24 protein-coding genes and 1 pseudogene are annotated in these 19454 nt (G+C 39.8%); 19 read left to right on the top strand and 6 right to left on the bottom strand.

What is annotated here, in order from left to right; all coding sequences use genetic code 11:
- Positions 1-373: 373 nt before the first annotated feature.
- From istB to PaeBR_RS15915, 4 genes are all read right to left on the bottom strand, one after another.
- Positions 374-1117 (bottom strand): IS21-like element helper ATPase IstB, encoded by a 744-nt coding sequence (gene istB / locus PaeBR_RS15930; protein ID WP_410511529.1) that lies wholly within the window; start codon positions 1115-1117, stop codon positions 374-376.
- Positions 1118-1119: 2 nt separating this feature from the next.
- Entirely contained in the window at positions 1120-2661 is a 1542-nt protein-coding gene (istA, locus tag PaeBR_RS15925; RefSeq protein WP_410511528.1) for an IS21 family transposase, read from the bottom strand.
- A gap of 601 nt (positions 2662-3262) precedes the next feature.
- Positions 3263-3652 carry a hypothetical protein gene (locus PaeBR_RS15920; protein WP_410511527.1) on the bottom strand — a complete coding sequence of 130 codons (390 nt, stop codon included), beginning with the start codon at positions 3650-3652 and terminating at the stop codon, positions 3263-3265.
- Entirely contained in the window at positions 3649-3909 is a 261-nt protein-coding gene (locus PaeBR_RS15915) for a hypothetical protein (protein WP_410511526.1), read from the bottom strand. The genes PaeBR_RS15920 and PaeBR_RS15915 overlap by 4 nt, the downstream gene beginning before the upstream one ends.
- Positions 3910-4196: 287 nt before the next feature.
- On the opposite strand from PaeBR_RS15915, the gene PaeBR_RS15910 reads away from it, so the two are divergent.
- Both PaeBR_RS15910 and PaeBR_RS15905 read left to right on the top strand, forming a co-directional pair.
- The gene (locus PaeBR_RS15910; RefSeq protein WP_410511525.1) at positions 4197-4571 is read left to right on the top strand and encodes a hypothetical protein; all 375 of its coding nucleotides are present in this window, start codon (positions 4197-4199) and stop codon (positions 4569-4571) included.
- 399 nt (positions 4572-4970) lie between these two features.
- On the top strand, positions 4971-5264 hold the full coding sequence (locus tag PaeBR_RS15905; RefSeq protein WP_410511524.1) for a hypothetical protein: 294 nt from the start codon (positions 4971-4973) through the stop codon (positions 5262-5264).
- Positions 5265-5426: 162 nt separating this feature from the next.
- On the opposite strand, the gene PaeBR_RS15900 is transcribed toward PaeBR_RS15905, so the two are convergent.
- A complete protein-coding gene (locus PaeBR_RS15900) occupies positions 5427-5570 on the bottom strand; it encodes a hypothetical protein (RefSeq protein ID WP_410511523.1) in 144 nt (47 codons plus the stop codon).
- Between PaeBR_RS15900 and PaeBR_RS15895 the strand changes: the two genes are divergently transcribed.
- The 4 genes from PaeBR_RS15895 to PaeBR_RS15880 all read left to right on the top strand — a co-directional run bounded on the left by PaeBR_RS15895 (position 5561) and on the right by PaeBR_RS15880 (position 8860).
- The gene (locus PaeBR_RS15895; RefSeq protein ID WP_410515214.1) at positions 5561-6580 is read left to right on the top strand and encodes an IS4 family transposase; all 1020 of its coding nucleotides are present in this window, start codon (positions 5561-5563) and stop codon (positions 6578-6580) included. The two genes, PaeBR_RS15900 and PaeBR_RS15895, sit on opposite strands and share 10 nt — an antisense overlap.
- Positions 6581-7297: 717 nt before the next feature.
- Positions 7298-7390, top strand: a complete 93-nt coding sequence (locus tag PaeBR_RS15890; RefSeq protein WP_410515212.1) for a putative holin-like toxin — start codon at positions 7298-7300, stop codon at positions 7388-7390.
- Between the two features lie 483 nt (positions 7391-7873).
- Entirely contained in the window at positions 7874-8320 is a 447-nt protein-coding gene (locus tag PaeBR_RS15885) for a helix-hairpin-helix domain-containing protein (RefSeq protein ID WP_410511522.1), read from the top strand.
- Between the two features lie 270 nt (positions 8321-8590).
- On the top strand, positions 8591-8860 hold the full coding sequence (locus tag PaeBR_RS15880) for a hypothetical protein (protein WP_410511521.1): 270 nt from the start codon (positions 8591-8593) through the stop codon (positions 8858-8860).
- An 18-nt stretch (positions 8861-8878) separates the two neighbouring features.
- On the opposite strand, the gene PaeBR_RS15875 is transcribed toward PaeBR_RS15880, so the two are convergent.
- Positions 8879-9651, bottom strand: a protein-coding gene (locus tag PaeBR_RS15875) for an IS5 family transposase (protein WP_410511520.1) whose coding sequence is annotated in 2 segments (ribosomal slippage) — positions 8879-9321 and positions 9321-9651 — 774 coding nt in all. Because the reading frame shifts where the segments join, the coding sequence is not laid out codon by codon here.
- A gap of 600 nt (positions 9652-10251) precedes the next feature.
- Here PaeBR_RS15875 and PaeBR_RS15870 point away from each other — a divergent pair.
- From PaeBR_RS15870 to PaeBR_RS15810, 13 genes and pseudogenes are all read left to right on the top strand, one after another.
- Positions 10252-10779: a GNAT family N-acetyltransferase gene (locus PaeBR_RS15870; protein ID WP_410511519.1), complete on the top strand. Its 528-nt coding sequence runs from the start codon at positions 10252-10254 to the stop codon at positions 10777-10779.
- A 251-nt stretch (positions 10780-11030) separates the two neighbouring features.
- Positions 11031-11558, top strand: a complete 528-nt coding sequence (locus tag PaeBR_RS15865; protein ID WP_410511518.1) for a cupin domain-containing protein — start codon at positions 11031-11033, stop codon at positions 11556-11558.
- 804 nt (positions 11559-12362) lie between these two features.
- Entirely contained in the window at positions 12363-12749 is a 387-nt protein-coding gene (locus PaeBR_RS15860; RefSeq protein ID WP_410511517.1) for a hypothetical protein, read from the top strand.
- A gap of 63 nt (positions 12750-12812) precedes the next feature.
- Positions 12813-13145: a cysteine hydrolase family protein gene (locus PaeBR_RS15855; protein ID WP_410515211.1), complete on the top strand. Its 333-nt coding sequence runs from the start codon at positions 12813-12815 to the stop codon at positions 13143-13145.
- Between the two features lie 187 nt (positions 13146-13332).
- Positions 13333-13605: pseudogene (locus PaeBR_RS15850) on the top strand (histidine phosphatase family protein); the annotation flags it as partial.
- Positions 13606-13695: 90 nt separating this feature from the next.
- A complete protein-coding gene (locus PaeBR_RS15845; RefSeq protein WP_410511516.1) occupies positions 13696-14355 on the top strand; it encodes a CPBP family intramembrane glutamic endopeptidase in 660 nt (219 codons plus the stop codon).
- 457 nt (positions 14356-14812) lie between these two features.
- A complete protein-coding gene (locus PaeBR_RS15840; protein WP_410511515.1) occupies positions 14813-15346 on the top strand; it encodes an AAA family ATPase in 534 nt (177 codons plus the stop codon).
- Between the two features lie 39 nt (positions 15347-15385).
- Positions 15386-16291 carry an alpha/beta fold hydrolase gene (locus PaeBR_RS15835; protein WP_410511514.1) on the top strand — a complete coding sequence of 302 codons (906 nt, stop codon included), beginning with the start codon at positions 15386-15388 and terminating at the stop codon, positions 16289-16291.
- A gap of 84 nt (positions 16292-16375) precedes the next feature.
- The gene (locus PaeBR_RS15830; protein ID WP_410511513.1) at positions 16376-16822 is read left to right on the top strand and encodes an aminoacyl-tRNA deacylase; all 447 of its coding nucleotides are present in this window, start codon (positions 16376-16378) and stop codon (positions 16820-16822) included.
- Positions 16823-16849: 27 nt separating this feature from the next.
- Complete coding sequence (locus PaeBR_RS15825) at positions 16850-17320, top strand: hypothetical protein (protein WP_410511512.1); 471 nt, start codon at positions 16850-16852, stop codon at positions 17318-17320.
- A 28-nt stretch (positions 17321-17348) separates the two neighbouring features.
- Positions 17349-18077, top strand: coding sequence for a creatininase family protein (locus PaeBR_RS15820; protein WP_410511511.1), 729 nt, complete (start codon positions 17349-17351; stop codon positions 18075-18077).
- Between the two features lie 19 nt (positions 18078-18096).
- Positions 18097-18888 carry a lipid II flippase Amj family protein gene (locus tag PaeBR_RS15815; protein WP_410511510.1) on the top strand — a complete coding sequence of 264 codons (792 nt, stop codon included), beginning with the start codon at positions 18097-18099 and terminating at the stop codon, positions 18886-18888.
- Positions 18889-18960: 72 nt separating this feature from the next.
- The gene (locus tag PaeBR_RS15810; protein ID WP_410511509.1) at positions 18961-19368 is read left to right on the top strand and encodes a GNAT family N-acetyltransferase; all 408 of its coding nucleotides are present in this window, start codon (positions 18961-18963) and stop codon (positions 19366-19368) included.
- The last annotated feature ends 86 nt before the right edge of the window (positions 19369-19454 follow it).

Here is a 19454-nt window from a genome sequence, read left to right as displayed (position 1 = left end):
CCCAAGGTTGCTCGCCGAAGGTGGGTTTTTATTGCCTACGAACTTAGAAGGGGAATAAACCATCTAAGCCAATTGTATCGACCAAGTGTTACCAGCACTTGGTCTTTCTTAATAATATGATACCACATTCAAATAATTGCTTCAAATCAAAAGCAAGTTAAATGAAAGGAATATTCAAAAGACACTTAAGACATAAAACCATTTAAAGATGTATTATGTAATTGTCAACTGAAAATCCCCCCACATGTGAATATTTCGATGAAATAGAGCCATCATTCCGGTGATAAGTGAGCCAGTCCTCTGGGAAAAGTGAGCCACCTCTCCGGTGGTGGGAGCCACTAGTAATCGGTAGCTCCTGTAAAAGTAGGAATGGTTAGTTGATGAGTCCTTTGCGCTTACGCATGGAGTCCATGCCTTCGATTGTGATCGTGTAGGATGAATGTACGATTCGGTCGAGAATAGCATCTGCCAATGTACTTTCACCAATTTTTCCATGCCAGCCGGCAGGAGCGAACTGCGAGCAGAATATGGTGGACCCGTTTTGATGGCGTGTCTCTACGATTTCAAGTAGATCCCTGGCCTCGCTTTCTTTTAGCGAAACAAGCAGCCATTCATCCATGATCAACAAAGGAACCTTCTTATAACTTTTCATCACCCTTTGGAAGATCCCCTCCCCTCGTGCTACGGCAAGCTCATTTAACAGTTCGGGCAAGCGTATATATTTGACCGGGTAGAAGTTCCTGCAGGCGGCAATGCCGAAGGCGCAAGCTAGATAGGTTTTACCTGCACCTGACGCACCCATGATGATGATATTGAGTTTATCATGGATGTACGTTCCAGTTGCCAAGCGAAGGATCTGTGTCCGGTCCAGTTTGCGGTCGGCGTGATATTCAACGTCTTCAATGCACGCGTTGCTTTGTTGAAGGTCTGCCTTGCGGATTAACGTGGTCAGCCGATTGTTCTTTCTCCTAGACCATTCCGTGTCAACCAGGAGTCCAAAACGTTCTTCAAACGAAAGGGCTTGAAAGTTTGGGTCTAACAATTGATTTTGATAGGAGTCCGCCATAGCGGAGAGGCGCATTTCGTGTAGTTTGCGTAGGGTCGGTTCATGCACCATGATTAACCCCTCCCGTAATAATCTGCGCCGCGGATGAAGCCATGGCTTTCAGAAGGGGATGAGGGTTCCTGTGTTTCTGGCTGCGCTTCAAGCCGATCCTGTCCGGTAGTTAGAATCGTTTTGATGCTTTGGAAGCTAGGCCTTGGCGTGTAGGACAATGCCCTGGCGCAGGCGGCTTCAAGGCGAATAACGCCATGTTTATCGGCAAGCTTGAGCAGGGCCATACAGCTTCTGTAGCCCTGCTGCTCTACCTTATGGGAGTTGAGGATCGCTTGGACAGAGGCGGCAGTATGCGTGCCCACACTCTGTGCCCAAGAGATAAAACGGTTCGCGTTCCATTGGATGAATTTCTTATGGTTCTCCGGCATGTGATCTTCCACCGTGCTGTACTGCCCCGGCTTTCCATGAAGGCGCGGGTGGGAGCATACTCGGTGATTCTGGTAGAAGACTTCAATCACGCCTCTCGTCATTCGTACATCTACGCGATGCTTAATATATTCATAGGGGATTGAGTAGTGCATCTTCTCAACGCTTATATGATAATTGAATTGGACAGTGGCGATCTTCCAGGTCGCCAACTCATAGGGGGTAGCAGGCAAGGAGAGTAAGAACGGTTTTTCTTCCGTCATAAATACACTGTGCCTGCTCCCTTCTTTTTTTTGAAAGGACTTTGCATTTAAGGCATCGAGTTTCTCCCGGATGGCTAGATTTAGTTCGGCAACACTGAAACACTGTTGTTTACGTATCGCCGCTAGAATCCATGTGGAGGCTACACCAACGGCTCCCTCCACATTCGGCTTGTCCTTTGGTTTACGAACACGTGCGGGAATGACGGCGGTGTTGTAGTGCTCAGCCATCTCATGATAGATCTTATTGATCACTGGGGAGTGCCCGGATGCTTTTTCTACTCCCGTCTTCAGATTGTCCGGAATGAGTACACGAGTGGATCCACCAAAGAATTGATACATATGGATATGGGCGGTAATCCAGCTCTCCTGATCTTGCGAAGCGAAGGCTTCCACATAAACATACTGGCTGTAGGCCAGCACGCCAACAAAAACATACATGGTCATGATCTCGCCTGTCTCACGGTCAATGGTGGACGCGGTTTGTCCTGCCCAATCCACTTCAAGTTGTTCGCCTGGCTTACGATGGATACGCATGGTTGCGTTCGATTTCATGGTGTACTGCTGATAGTGGTGGCAGAATTGCGAATACATGAGCGGAATCTCTTGGCTCGCTCGGCAGTTCTCGCAATACTCATTCCAAAGCAAACTAAGCGTTACGCCGCTTTTAGCCATCTCCTTGTGGATGTACGCGTAGTCCGGATGCTTGCGGGTCGGAGCCTGGGCCGCCTCAGCAAACAGCCGCTGGCGAAGCTCACCATCCGTTAGATCTTTCTCTAACGGCCAGACAATCCCAAGTTCTCCAGCTCGTTGAATGATTTTGGAGACGGTGTTGCGCGAGCAGGCGCAACTAAGGGCGATGTTACGTTGGCTAATCCCTTGGCTATAAAGCCGCAAGATTTCACGATATGGGGTCATTGTATGACCTCCTCACGAATGATTTGCGCTATCTTTCAACAACGCATAAAGAACATTCTAGCAGGAGCTTCATGCAATGGCTCTCTCTTCCGGAAGGGTGGCTCAAAAACGCCGGAGAGGTGGCTCTCACTCACCGGAACGATGGCTCAATTTGCTCCGGAGTATTCACACATGAGCATTTAAAACTCCCCCACCTGTGAAAAATAGCACATAGCATCTGAGGGGTTATCCATAAGACGGTTACATCAGGAACAAGCGCGTCGTTGTATCGGACCCGGCATCGCTTCTTCAAAAGGGCACACCATCTTCCAATCCTAACTTAACGCGAAGATCAAGGTTCTCCCTACCGAGCTCAGAAATTCTTCGCTCCAAACGTTCCACTTTCTCAAACAGGCGCTTGATGCGTGTGGAATCATCAATAGCCTCCTCATAGATCGTCCCCTCAAACTGTAGTGAATCCCAATATCCCCCTGGGATGGATTTTCAGTAGCAGGGAAGCAGAATCAGCCGGACACATCCCTCCACCTAACCGCATCGCGGCCGCCCTTCGGGCTTAAGGTGTAGGGACGTCGTGAATACAACAACGTTATACGCAAGTTCGTTAAAGATTGTATAAAACCTTTAAGTTCACAAAATCTATCTTAAAACCAAAATGCAACATGATATCGATACCAAGTATTGCTTCGAATCCATATGATTCTTTTGTAATTCCGAGTTGAATGGTGAAGTTTTGAAGTGAAAGATGATCTATCAATAGATTAGAAACTGCTTGCTGGTAGCATAATTCACTTTGTCCACCAACACCAAACATGCGAACTGACTTACCACTAATAAAGTCAATTTCTAAACCGACTTTATCAACAATATCGGTGTCAAATATGGTGGTGGAACATCCGGTATCTAAGAGGACATTGTTCAAGAGGATGGTTTGATTATTGTAAGTTAATGGGAAGGAGATAATCGGAAGACCGTTGACTAATTGAATTTTCATTGAAGACCTCTAATTCCAGTGAATGGCTGTTCAATTACTTCAATGAGTTCATTACCTGTATAGAATACATATAATTCTCTACTCGGGTCTGATAAGTGAAGTTTTTTATATGAACTCCAAGCTTCTTTAGGGTTTAAGAAGTCTGATATAACTGACATATTATTAATATTTCTTTTATGATTCAAGGATTGAGTAGATAAAGCTTCGACTAGGACCCATTTTTCTGGATATTTTTCTCGTACAGTTGGCCAATCCATATTAAACAACACCTCCAAAACATATATAAACATTGTACAATCGAATAAAGAAACAAGCAATGTGGTTGACTCACAGAAGAACGAACCAGCGTATAACACCATATTCTCGCTGCTTCGCTTACGCTCCTTGGTCTGCAGAAGATAGGGCTAGGAAGTGAATGCTTGCAGACAACCCTACGGGTTCGTGAATACAACAACGTTATATGAAATCAGCGAAAGAAAAGATTTAAATACTCAATTACGTAGATACTTCTTAACAAAGTGAATTAACAAAGGGGAGAAAAAGCATGTTAGTACCACAATTATATTTGAATGGCACTTGTTGTGAAGCAATCGATCTTTATAAAAAGGCTTTTAACACCGACACGGATTCAATCATGTATGATTCTCAAAAAGAGCCTGAAAAATTTGTTATTCATGCGGAAATGCACATTCTTGGTACTAGATTAATGCTAAGTGACTTTGGTGGCACAAAAGAATTAACAGCAGATTCCACTATGGAAATAGTCGCTATTTTTGAGAACGAAGAAGTTTTAAGAGAGGCATATCATAAAATGAATGATGACAGCAAAACGATTACTCCAATAGGTCCAATATTCTTCAGTCCTTGTCTAGTCCAATTTATTGATAAATTCGGCGTTCGATGGTGTTTCATGGTTTAAGTTACCTCGAATGAAAATTATTATATGGGCCAAATCTGTTCCGACGGGAAAAGATAATTAGTCATTAAATTTGAATCTTGTATGGTATAGGTCCGAAACCTTTCGGCACGAGCCTTTTCTACTTTACTATGTCCGATGAACTAATGGGGAACGATAGTGGAAGAACTTTGTAAGTATTTCATAGAAGTCGCTGACAACCGATAACATTGCATTTACGCGGCGGGTCGCATGCGACCCTTGGTCCGGAAGGAGTATTTCGGGGAGCGAATTCACCGGACACATTCAACCGGCTAAGTGGTGGAGCCACCCGGCAACTACGTTGCCTTAAGCCGCTTGAACGTCGTAAATGCAGGGAACGTTATATGAAAGATAGGCAGTTCTCTAAGAGAGGTGATTACTTTGGAAGCGACTCAAAGGAGTCTTGCAGAACAGACATTAAAGTACCTTTGTGTAGGTTCTCAGGTTGAAGGAATTAGATTTTACGGCATACAAGTACAATTTTCTGAATCAGAAGCAAATAGACAAATAATAGATGGTCAGATTTATTTAAATATTGAAAGTAGATTTAAAGTATTTGATTGTTTTCCTGAACACATTCCGACTAGTGTAGACGATTTGCCAGAATTGGAATGGATAGAAGCTTCAAAAATTATTTGTGAATTACGATTAAAACAAATTATAGATATACACTAGCGTTGCATAAAAGCTGACATTAACCGAATCGTATAAACGAACTGGCGAGAAATAGAAAAATCCCCTATTGTAAAAGGGTAGGCACGTTGTCCATACCCCCTTACAAAGGAGACTCACATGGATAACGTTAGCGTAAATTCGGTCGTTCGTCAATTCTTATCTTTACTTCCGGTCAACGTTCTGGATCGGACCTTGTTCGATCACTACAGCAAAAAGCTCACCGTCATGAAAGCCGTCTTTATTTTTGTCGTCGCTCAGATGAACCGATGGTCTTCCTATAGCGAAATCGAACTCATATTCGTGCACAACCCGAGCTGCAGCGCCTGTTCCATCTCGACAGCATCAGTGGCTCCCAGTTGTCCCGTTCCTTGGATCGTCTGCCCACCGAGCTGCCCGAGTGGATCTTTCAGCAACTTGCCCAGCGCGCCAAACGACGGACGGCAACGCTGGGTGGGATCTCCAAAACCATCTGGAAACTGAGCATCGTGGATGCCTCCAGTATTTCGTTGCCATTTGGCCTTGGGGATTGGGCGCGGGTGTCCCGCAAAGCCAGCAGCGTGAAGATGCACCTGCGTCTCGTGGCCGCATCGCCAGATACCGTCTTTCCCGATGCCATGGTACCCACCTCCGGCAATGTCGGGGACCGGGCCTGTGCCCTTCATCTCGTCATCCCATCCGACACCACTTATGTAATGGACCGGGGCTACGATGACTACAAAAAGATGGAGGCATGGAGCACGGATGGGATTCGGTTTGTGATGCGTCTGAGAGATCGGGCATTCACTACTGTTTTGGAGGAATCTCCCGTGGAGGCCGAGGGCCGAATCCTCCGGGATACCAAGGTTCAAATGGGCAGTGCCTTTCGTGACGACAAGCAAACGCTACGGCTCATTGAATTCACGGATGAGCAGGGACGTCGCTACCGGCTCGTCACTTCGATCTGGGATTTGTCGGCTGAGGACATCGCACAGATCTACAAAAGCCGCTGGCTGGTGGAGTTGTTTTTCAAATGGATCAAGCAGCATTTGTCGACGGTGCATGTGCACAGCTATAAGCCGCAGGCGATCTGGAACCAGTTGTTTCTGGTCTTGATCACAGCACTTCTGGTTCAAGAGGTGCAAGCCTCTTTTGCCACCAGACATACGCCTTGGCAACTGCTCAAAGTGATGCGGGTCTATCTCTATCTGCCGTGGTCTTCCTTGGAACAAGAGGTGCTACGACCGCGCAGAGCCTCCAAAGGAAAACCGCCGGGAGCCAGGCAAAAGCCCAAGATCTTACGAACAACGGTGGGTGAACTTCGGCCGAGCAAAAAGTAATTCACACACAAAATATGGATTAAATTGACAACTGTTGACCTACATGTATATCCCCCTTACCTTTTAGCTTCTAAGACGAAAAACGAGATGTAAAAATATTCTTTTAAATCCAATAATATCGATATCTCAATCTTATGTCAGGGTTATTGCAACGCTAGTGATAGATATAAAGTTAGGAGATACAATTCCTCATCTCTTTATTACTTTTGAGTCAGGGGAAGTGCTTTTTGTTTTTGGACATCATGACAGATATGAAAGCTGGCAATTGGGGGTTTGGAACAATACTAATAAGAATGAACATTGGGATGTAATCGCTGTTCCAGGAGATAGCATCGCTGTATGGAATCCAACACTTGAGAGTTAATCGAGTAGTCCTATCCTTCATATAACACCGTATTCACGCTACGGGCCATACGGTCCTTGGTCCGGCAGAAGTTAGATGTGGATTCGATGATGCAATTGGCAGTACCGAGGAAGCATTTTCAGCCGGACACATCCGCACCACCCAACCGTGTCGCGGCCAGTCGCTTCGCTCCTTTAGGGTGGTGGGACGTCGTGAATACCAGAACGTTATATGAAAGGGATACAAATCTATAAAGATCTTATTAAAACTAAAAGACTAATAAGAACGCTTGTGCGGTTAAGGGATAACTGGTAAAATATAGATACAATTGAATCTTGGGTGGGCATGGTTTCCCTTCGAAAGTAGGTGAAGCCATGGAAGTAAAAGATGCATTGACGATTATGTTCCTCTTTGGAATGTTTATCCTTGCTCTTTTAACGTATGTTAATAACAACAAGAAAAAGTAAAAACCCACCCCAAGGTTGCTCGCCGAAGGTGGGTTTTTATTGCCTACGAACTTAGAAGGGGAATAAACCATCCAAGCCAATTGTATCGACCAAGTGTTACCAGCACTTGGTCTTTCTTAATAATATGATACCACATTCAAATAATTGCTTCAAATCAAAAGCAAGTTAAATGAAAGGAATATTCAAAAGTCACTTAAGACATAAAACCATTTAAAGATGTATTAGAGACGATAAGACAATATTGTGAGTAACTCGAAGAAGGCATCCCCATCATATAACACCGTGTTCCCACTGCGGATTGCAAGCGATCCTTGGTCCGCAAGAGGGGTTTCGAGGAAGATAATTCAGCAGACACACCTGCACCACCTAACCGCATCGCGGCCAGCCCTATGGGCTTTAAGGTGGTGAGGCGTCGGGAACACAACAACGTTATCAGAAATCATATGAAATTAAATTCTAGTGAACTCTAAAAGGAGTAAGAGAATGAAAAAGAATAAGAGCCCAAAACTAGAATTAACTACTCTAGAGAGAAAAGAGCTAAGAAGCAATAAAATACTCATAAGTGAAATTCATAAAATTACACTTAACGAAATATGTTCAATTTTAAAAGTTTCAGAATCTAGAGCAAAGGAACTAAAGGCATTATCGGAATTTCAAAGCTTACCCTCAATTGGACCTAAATTTGCAAAGGATTTATTAATGTTAGGTTATTATTCTTGGAATGAATTAAGAGATAAAGACGGTGCAAGATTATTTTATGATTTAGAACATTTATATGGGGAAAGGATTGATCCTTGTGTAGAAGATCAATTTAGATTCATTATATATTACGCAAATAATAGTTGCTATGGAAAGCAATGGTGGGATTTTACCGAGGAAAGAAAACATTACAGGAGCATTTATGGATATCCTAAAGAAAGACCTGAATGAAGAATGTTAAGATAACTCGTAGAAGGCATATGACTTCTGATAACACCGTATTCACGCTGCGGAACTGACGCTCCTTGGTTCGCCCGAGGTAAATGTACTGATGTTGATCAGGCGACAACCCTGTACCACCTAACCGCATCGCGGCCGACCTGACGGCCTTAAGGTGGTGAGGGTTCGTGAATACAACAACGTTATCGGAAATCAGCGAAATGATTAAAATCAGTTAGTGTGTCATATATTGAAGAGATTTAATGAATAGAAATAAGTGAAGTGGAAGTAGGCGATTATTTGAGATACTTAAGGGGATTAATAAGCATACTAACTGTTGTTTTATTCTCAGCTTCTTGTAATAATTTTCCTGAACCAGAAATTACAGTTGAAGCACTTGTTTCAATTTTAAGTAATGAACAATACAGTGAAGTCGGTACTCAAGGATTAATTAACCCAACCAAGGATCATTTTCGGAAATTAGAATTTAATTTTGAGGTGAAACATTCATCAAATACTAAAATTGAATTTCCTCAACTAGGGCGTGTCTGAAAACTAATCTTAATGGAGCTATTTCAACAAAATCATCGCAGAAGCCAGAAAGGCAAAGCTCAAAAAGTTTCGGGAAAGTTTGTCATAGCGTGTTGCGATCCCACGAAATTGTTTGAGTTTGTTGAAAAAACATTCCACAAGATGGCGTTCTTTATAATGGTAAAAATCACAGTCCCAAGGATCTGTCGTATTGGATTTAGGCGGGATGCAGAACGTTGCGTTTTGGGATTCAATATACGTTCGAATGCTAAGAGTTCCGTAAGCTTTATCGGCTAAAACAGCACTGCCAGACAACGTTACGTCAGAGAGGACGTGGGCGGCTACCGTACAGTCATGGATATTTCCAGGTGTTAAATACAGGCGAATTGGATTGCCCAGCGCATCTACTACGGCGTGGATTTTGGTATTACGGCCCCCTCGGGAAAGTCCGATTTCTTGATTGGTTTCGGCGTTTTCGGCCCCTTTTTAGCCCCCGCTGCGTGCTGATGAACTTTACAGGAGGTGCTGTCCAGAGAGACATCCTGCAAGTCCGCATCGCGGGTCAAGGCCTCAAAAATCTTTTGAAAAAGGTCGTCGTTACTCCACAAACGAAATCGGGAATACACAGTTTTCCAAGGACCAAACCGTTCAGGCAAATCACGCCAAGGCGCACCTGTTTTGACTTTCCAGAGCATTCCATTAAGCATCACTCGGTTGGATTTTGAGGGCCTGCCTTCTCCTGTGTTTTCGGGTGGCAATAAATCTTGTATTCGTTCCCAGTCCTGGTCTTTAATTTCGTGGCGTCTTAGCATCTTTTTACAAGCTCCTTGTAATTTCGTCCTTGTAAAATTATGCTACGGTTACGTTTTTGAAGCAATATCTAGTTTTCAGACACGCCCTAATAGAATGGAAACAATCACTAAACTCCATAGATAACATTAATAGGTATTGGTTTGGAAATGTTTCTGAACAAAACAATAATTATGAAAACATAGCGAGATATAAAGGAGAATTTGTTTTTTATTCTAAAGGGTTAAGTGAAGAAATAATAAGGAGCGCGTTAAACTCTATCGTGATTAATATCTATAGGGGCAATAAAGAGGAGTTCATAGAATACAAGGTTGGTGAAATCATTAATTTTAACAATATAATAAAGGAAAGCAAATAAATGAAATTAGTTTTTCGAAGAAGCTGCTGACATCCGATAACACAATATTCACGCTTCGGGCCATTCGGCCCTCGGTCCGCGAGAGGCATTACGAGAAGTGGATTCAGCGGACAACCCTGCGAGGCTAAGTCTTTGACCCGGCAGCTACGCTGCCTTAAGCCTCTCGGGTTCGTGAATGCGGAAACGTTATATGACATAACTGCAATGCTTATAAAAATACAACATAAAAGATTAGGTGACAAAAATGATTATCGAAACCAAGAGACTTTTAATAAGAGATTTCAAAGAAGAAGACTGGTCAAGGGTACATAGTTACTGTTCCGATGAGGAAGTAACAAAATATACATTGTGGGGCCCCAACTCAGAAGGCCATACTAAAGATTTCATAAATAAATCCATTTCGGCTCAGTACATAAATCCCAGAGAAAAACATGAATTGGCAATAACTATTAAAACTACTAATGACCTTATCGGAAACTGTTGCTTAAACATTGAGGGGAGCAATGCAGAGATCGGGTATTGTTTTTCTAAGAATTACTGGGGTAATGGGTTTGCAACCGAGGTTGCAAATATACTGTTAAAGTTTGGCTTTAAACAAATAGGACTTCATAGAATCTATGCGACGTGCAGACCACAGAATGTTGGCTCAGCAAGAGTAATGGAAAAGATCGGAATGAAGAAGGAAGGGCATTTAAGAGAACATGTTAGATCTAAGAATAGATGGCAAGATTCATATATTTACTCAATACTTGTACAAGAATTTGAATGTTGATCAAAGAAGGCAGTTACGCCATATAACACCGTATTCACGCTGCGGGCCATACGGTCCTTGGTTTGCAGAGGCATTTCGAGGAAGCGAAATCAGCAGACAACCCTGCACTGGCTAAGTCCTTCGGACCCGGGGCTAGCGTCCCTTAAGCCAGTGAGGGTTCGTGAATATAACAACGTTATCGGAAAGGGCTGTAAATTGATTTATAAGACCATACATAAAACCAAAAAACAAATAAATAATGAGGTGTTCATATGGCTAACATTTTTAATGAAAAGAATATTACTTTTACACAAAGGCAGTCACCAATTGCAGAATTCGCTTGGCATACAAGTGATAAATTGGCAGAATTGGTCAAATCAAAACACTTATATTTCGATATAAGATCGTTAGATCCCGGTAAGTATTCGTACCCATATCATTTCCATCGGAATGCAGAAGAAATATTTGTTGTTTTAGCAGGTAAAGCAATGCTACGAACTCCAGAAGGATATGTGGAATTAAACGAAGGGGATATTGCGTTTTTTGAAATGGGACCGAAAGGAGCACATCAACTATTTAACCATACAGAACAACCATGTAAGTATCTTGATATTCGTACGAATGTTGGCATAGACATTTGTGAGTATCCTGATTCTGGTAAGATTAATATATTACCGTACCAAGAAGTATTTCAAACTGATGATAAAGTAGATTATTATACTGGTGAGAATTCGGTAAGTGAAAAATGGAAATTATCAAGTGGTAATTTATTGGTTGGAGATGAAGAAGAGAAAAATTAACTGTCTATAAAGTAGCACAAAAATTAGGATTAATTCAATTCGGAATGGATTTTAGTCTCAGTACGGAATAAGTGGGCATGGGGTTTATTTTTAAAGACAAACAATAAATTAATTGGTACATGCGGGTATCAATTTGACTAATTATGAGTCTATTCGAAGAGTGCGCTGACATACAATGTAGGGTCATGATCGTAAAAAAGAAGGCAATTTCGTTTGTGGGGGAATAGTATGAATAGGAATTACTATATGTATACGATAATCACTTTAATTCAAATATTTGTAACTTTGACTGCGGTAAAATTATATGAACATTATTATGGTGAAGCAAAAATGATCGAGTGGATAATTGTTTTCGGAATTAGCTACTCCCTATTCGAAGTGATTTGGAGATTAATAAAAAAAATTTTAAATCATAGGTGAAACTTAAAAAGAGGCTCAACATCATTATCAGTTCTTGACGGAGAGGGATACTGTGCAAAAGGAATTACTCGGATCGTAGTTATGATCGACACCTGTAAAGGAAATTCCTAAGTTCAAATTCGGGTTGTGAACGGACCCAGGAGACGTTATCTTCTTGAAATACCCCTGATTTCGTATTTGGCGGACAGAGGTGCACTTATTCTGCTGAAAGCGGGCTAAAGAAGGCATTGAATCCACAATTAGCGTCACCTCAGTCCGGTCTGTTCTCTTTTAGTATATCAGCACGATAATAAGGGCTATACAGTCTGCCCAACGGCTTGAATCCGCTTATCCCTGCCTGTCAAGTACTGATTCTGGTGTTAATCCTAAAAAGAAGGTGTAACTATGCTTGTATCAATATCAGCAATAATATTCTCTACTTTAATCGGAATTGTAATTCTATTTCAACTTGCGTTAGCAGCAGGAATGCCTTGGGGAAGTTATGCAATGGGCGGGAAATTTCCCGGAAAATATCCACCAGCTATGCGTATGGCCTGTTTATTTCAAGTCATTATTCTGACATTACTAGCCTCTATAGTGCTAAGTAAATCAGGTTTAATATTTCCGGGGTGGTATTCGTTTACAAAATCGGCTATCTGGTTTGTTGTTATTTTTTCGGTGACTGCTACTATACTGAACTTTATTACAAGGAGCGTATGGGAAAGAAGAATTTGGGCACCTGTATCTTTGTTGCTGCTTATTACAAGTATTACTGTAGCCATCGGTAGTTGATAATATTTTGAGGAGTTGTGATTCGATGGGGTTAGGGTTCTTAATTGTTGATATTTAGAAGGCATTCAAGAATCAAATAGAGATTTATATAATTTTATACCGGAAATTCAAATCCAAAATAATGATCTGAAAATGACTAAAGAGCACTCGAATGCTTTTTGGAAGACAGAACTGGAACAAATCTTGTTGAATCAGGGTATTGAGTTAGTTATCATTGCAGGATTTGCAACTGAGCATTGCGTGTTATTTACCTATAATGGAGCAATTGAAAGAGGATTCAAACCGGTAATATTACAACAAGGCATTTTGAGTACAGAAAGTGACGTAATTCTTTCAACCTATAGAGATAGGAATGTGGTTTCCTATCCCGTAATTGAATACTTAGTAAATGAATGAGACATTTTGAAGGTATCGTAAGATGGCCCCAACCGTATCGCTCCCCTAGTGGTAGAGCGTCGTGAATACAAAAACGTTATATGCAATCTAGAAAAATTATATATAAACATCTATTTTACCATTACCATTTATTAGGGGTAGTGGTATATTTGTATAAAGCCTGACAGGACATCAAGGGCGAGATGAAATCACAGCTATTAGATTGGTAAGGCACGGCGAATCACCTAAAACTGAAGGAAGCGAAAGAACACGTGGGCTTACTGACAAGGGAAGGTCAGAGAGGTATTAGTTTTTGAAGATTTAAGAAAGATGACGTTTTCAAGTGAAGATAAGGTCATGTCTGATAAGGAATTGTATCCATCTTTAGAGAAGTTATTTTCTGAACCGGATTTTTCGTTACATGGAGGGGGAATCTAGTACGATTTGTCAGAAGCGTGAACTCATGGAATTGTATACAGGATGGAATTCAATGAAGAAGAATTAATAGAAACCAAGAGGTTATGAAAAAACTAATTGGGATGGTATTCGAAGTTCACAAGGAGATAGTGAGATGAAAGAGAAAGTAAAGCTGTATGCAGAAATGCTTTTCACGTTTATTGTTATTGCTGTAATAGTATCTTTTTCAAAGGCTTTAGTTTCTTTGGGTAGTAATATTCCAATTAAAAAGATAATTACATTACTTATACCCGTTGTAATGGCATTAATCCCAATGATTATACTTAGAATTAAAAATAATAAACTTTCAGATTTGGGATTCAGCAGGAATAAGCTAACAAAACAAATTATGATCGCATTTGGAATTTTTGCAATTACTATTTCATTTGTTATTGTGCCATTGCTAGTAGGAATAAATAAGAATGACATATTAAACTTTAAGCCATCTTCAACTAGTGTTTTGGTGTTTTATATCATCTATCTACTTATATTTATAGGATTTAGTGAAGAATTCATTTTTAGGGGATATTTTTATAAAGGAATTCAGAGCGCTACAAATTCCGAACTTAAGGCCGTTATATTTTCTTCTATTTTGTTTGGTTTGTCTCATTATCCGAACGGGCATAACATTATGCAAGTTATAATGACCTCTGTTCTAGGCTTAATATATGGATTTGCGAGATATAAAATCAAGGACTGTACATTATTATCACTTTCTATTGCTCATGGTTTGCATGATGTTGTTATTTTAGTATTAAGTTATTTGCTACTATAAAAATTATTAGAGTAACTTTTAATGAAAGTTTGCAAGTGAGACTTGTAACGGATTTTGAAGTATCGTTAGCTTGGTATCGTGATGTGCTTGGTTGTGATGTTAATTATTGGGGACATGCTTTACGAGATGACTTGAAATTGATTCTTCAACAAGCTAAACAACCCAGTGACGTGAAACCAAATCAAGCTTCGGCAAAGCGTGATAATTATCCGACTGATTGGAAGGGTCCAGATTTGGGGTGGGACACATTTATTCATATGAATTACCATTAGGTCCTATTGAAGCAACAAATAACAACGGGAGGACTTTTAAAAATATTTATATACAAGATCCCGACGGATACACCATAGTTTTCGGATAATCTCAAACATTTCAGAAATCCCCCTCATTCATAGCTTAATCGGAGAGTAGGGTAACTTCTGATAACATAGCATTCAACGCTGCGGGGAGGCCATAGATGATAGTAATAATTAACGGAGCATTTGGTGCCGGGAAAACCACAACTGCCCAAGTACTTCAAACTCATATTCCTAATAGTATGATTTTTGATCCTGAAGAGATTGGTTATATGCTAAGGAAAATCATCCCTGAAGAGGTTAGATGTCAAGAGGAAAGAACGGATGATTTTCAGGATATGGAGTTATGGAAAACTCTAACTGTGAAAACGGCTGGTGAAGTAAAGAAAAAGTACAATAAACATTTAATAGTTCCAATGACTATATATAAACCGGGAAATTTTGATTACATCCTAAAAGGATTCCAAAGCATAGATAATGAGGTTTATCACTTCTGTCTGATGGCTTCAAAAGAAACTATATATCAAAGATTAGCTTCCCGAGGGGATCATGAAGGAGGGTGGACCTACCAACAAACGATAAAATGTCTAGCCACTCTAAGAAACGAATTATTTAAAGAGCATATCAACACAGATCAACTAAGTACAAATGAAATAATAGATAGCATAATGCTAAGGATAGGATTAACTAGCTGATTTTTAACGATTCACAAAAGAATAGGGAGTGTTGCTATTTTGGAAATAGAAAAAGAGAACGGTTTTCAAGACTACTGCGATGCTTATACTACGTGTCTTTCTTTGTGGCCTGTTCCATATAAAACGATTTACGTCTCAACAACTTTTGGTGAAACACATGTAATAATTAGTGGTTCAGAGGATAAGCCTCCACTGCTCCTATTACATGGTCTGGGTTTTAGTTCCACAATGTGGTATCCCAATATAGAAGGACTAAGTGCAGAATTTTGTACCTATTGTATTGATATCATTGGGGACAGAAATAAAAGTATTTACAATCGAAAGCCAACGAATAGAACAGATTTATCTGAATGGTTGTTTGAAGTTATTAACGCACTCCACTTAGAAAAGCCAAATATTGCAGGACTGACTTATGGTGGATTTATTTCACTTAATTTCGCAAGTCATTTTCCTGAGTTTGTAAATAAGGTGATATTACTTTGTCCAGCTGCGACTTTAAAACCTTTTAGGATACAATTTTTCCTGAGAATTTTTTCGCTTTTGTTATTTTCCAAGGGGAAGGTACTTCAAAGTTTTATGGATTGGATGTTTGATGGAAGATATCAACTAAACCCGTTATTTATTCAACAATTTGCAGCAGGTATTAATCTAAAGCGTACATCGAGTAAACATAGATTGAAGAGCAAATCAAAGTCTGCATGGCCCAGTGTTCTTTCCAATGATGAGTTACAAAAAATAAAGGTGAGTGTTTTATTACTTGTGGGAGATAAAGAAGTGATTTACGACCCCAGGAAGGTCATCGCGAGAGCAAAGAAATGGATTCCTAGAATTCAGGCAGTTTTAATTCCGAATGTAGGGCATGGAATGTCAATGGAGCAGCCTAAAATTATTAATCATTACATACTAAACTTTTTAAACAATAGCGACGTTGAAGTGAATTCATAAAAGATCGACTGCATCTAACAACATATTTAAGCTGCGGAGTTAACGCCCTTGGTCTACAGATACAATTGTGAAAGAAGTGAGTTTATGGATAAATTAGTTTCTCTTTTAGATGAACAGGACATTGATTATGAGATTATTAAACACTTGAAGCAGATTAACACTGCTAAGGAAGGGGCTGAGTATTTTGGGATAGAGATCGGTCAAACCGCTCCAACACTAATTTTAAAAACAGAAAAAGGATTTTTGGGTTTGATACTTTCTGGAGATCATGGAAGGGTTAATTTTAGTACGATTAGGGAGATATTATCAGTTGAACAAGTCAAACTAGCCTCTCCGAAAGAAGTAGAACAAGTTACTGGAAGTAAGATCGGAAGTGTATCATTAATTAATAAAGAAATACCAACCATATTAGACAGCCAATTGAATCGATTCAAATACGTATATGGAGGAACAGGGGTACCACAGACAACTTTAAAGATACGACCCTGTGATATAGAGAAGTTAAACGAAATTGTAGGTTACATAAGATAATAATTGAGATAGTAAGGAGAGATTGAATTGTTTCATATTATTAGTTTAATCATCCCGATTGCTGTATTATTGCCTAATCTTTTGTTCTTTGGAATACCACCTAAAAATATGCCTGCAAAACTGGAAGATAAAGAAAGTTCGATTTTCAAGATAGCTGAAGGGCTTGGGAGGCTTGGGGTATTTATACTACCCATTTTTTCATCAATACATATTGATAAGCCCTATGAAGTTCTATCCCTAATCGGAATGTTCATTTTCCTACTGCTATATTATGTTGGATGGATACGATATTTTAGAAGAGATCGGGAATATAAATTGCTTTTCTCTCCAATGATTGGCATACCTGTACCCTTAGCTGTGAGTCCAGTCCTATATTTTCTATGTGCTTCGATCGTTTTGCATTCCTCTTTATTATTTCTTAGTAGTTTGATATTAGCATTTGGACATATTCCGATGAGCCTAAACACATACCGTCAAATTAATAAGGACAATATTTAAATGAATGGAGAAGGAGTGTATTAAAAAGATGATGGAAGTTCGTTATGGTCATTTAACCTACCTGGAGATCAAAGAAAAGGCAGAACAAGAATATACAATTATCATTCCAACCGGATGCACGGAACAACAAGGGCCGCATACAACTGTTGATTTTGATACTTGGTTCGCAGAAACATTGATGGTTGAAGCTGCACAAGAAGCGTATCGATTATCTAACTTTAAAGCATTGGTGCTTCCTGCATTACCGTTTGGGCCAACGCCGGAACATAAGAATTATGGGTCAGGATACATAAATCTTCCACAAAGCATTTTTGAGGGAGTGATTAAATCCATTATAAAATCTATGATTGAACAGGGATTTAAGAAATTTGTGATTTGGAGAGGCTGTGGAGGGCATAATTTGGATCACCTGATTACTGAGTTGAACGAAACTTATAATCGCACCATTCAGATATTTAATCCGGGGCATCCCTTTTATAGCGTGTGGTGTAAGTTTGAAGATCCTGAATTTCCCGGCGGACATGCGGATAGCTTTACTACGTCGATTGGATTATATAAAAGGCCGGACAGTATAAAACCTGAATTAATTTCTAATCCAATGAGTAGCGAACCGGATTGGGGAGATCCTTTACTGGATTTTACAAAATACTCTAAAACTGGCGTTATCGGAGATCCGACGAAGGCATCCAAAGAACTAGGGAAAAAACTATGGGACGAAACGTTAATTCAAGTTGTTGAAATTCTAAAGGAACTTTGATCGTAAGTGGGGATGGACCATGGAGAAATACTTGTTAATTACTTTTATTCTAACAATGATTATTCACACATGCGAAACGTTGTCTTACTCCTTAAGGTATGCTGGAGTCAAGACAGGTAAAATTGCCGTAGCTTTATCATTAACAGGAATTATGGTTCTTGTTTCTCGAACAGCTAATTTGGTTCAAGCCCCTTTGACAGCTAAATTTATTGATTTTGCTAAGAATCATGATTCATTTAATCTCTTGCTATATCTAAGAATTATAATTATTGCATCTTCGGTAGGTACTTTAATTGCAATTATCCTTTTTCCTTCATTTGTTCTTTTATGGGGTAGAGTTATCTCTAAATTTGAAGTTGCCGGCTCATTACCAAGACTCATCACGAGTGTGACAATTGGTCAGATTAAGAATACAAAGCATTATATCAGAAAGCCGTCCTTAACATTACATCAGTTTAGATATCTTGGGATATCCAAAAGATTTATATTATTTAATCTGTTCATTACTGCTTTTTATACAATTGGAGTGTTATCTTCATTATACGCTGCGCGTTTAGTACCTGAATTAAGTACGACAGCATCACAAGCATCTGGACTAATAAACGGTATTGCAACAATTTTACTAACTATTTTTATAGACCCGCAAGTCGGTTTAATAACAGATAAAGCTTTGAATAATAAGGAATACAGTGACCGACTTGGCAAGATATATATTCTTTTAATGGTATCACGCTTTTTGGGTACTTTACTTGCACAATTATTATTAGAGCCAGCAGCTTATTTCATAAGTGTTGTAGTAAAACTAATTTGATAACGCGGCTGGCCGCAAGCGATACTTGGTCTGGATGTAGTATTTATGGGATGTAAATGAGGAGGGGCATCAATGAAAATTGATTATTCTACTGAGGCAGACTATGAATATATTATTGAACGAGATAGACATATTTTAGAGAGCTTAGTTATATCCAAGATAAAAGGAAATGAAATATTCATTTTACGTAACGAAGAAAATAAAAATATCGGTTGGATGAGATATGGGTATTTTTGGGACAACACACCATTTATGAACCTATTATGGATTGATGAAGAATATCGAAGTAACGGTATTGGAAGAAAAGTTGTTCTATATTGGGAAGAATTGATGAAACAAAGAGGATTTAAATTTGTAATGACTTCAACACTAGCAAACGAAGAAGCCCAACATTTCTATAGAAAATTAGGTTATACGGACTCAGGATGTTTATTACTGGAGAATGAGCCTTTAGAAATTATTTTGACAAAGAGTATCTGATTTACAGCGGTTAAATGATAAGAGGCAAAATATAAATACAATTAATCACAACAAGAGAAAGTAAAAACCCACCCCAAGCTTGCTCG

Source organism: Paenibacillus sp. BR2-3 (genome assembly GCF_046529485.1).
In the GTDB taxonomy this organism is placed as follows: domain Bacteria; phylum Bacillota; class Bacilli; order Paenibacillales; family Paenibacillaceae; genus Paenibacillus_AQ.
This window is presented reverse-complemented; position numbering and strand designations above follow the sequence as displayed.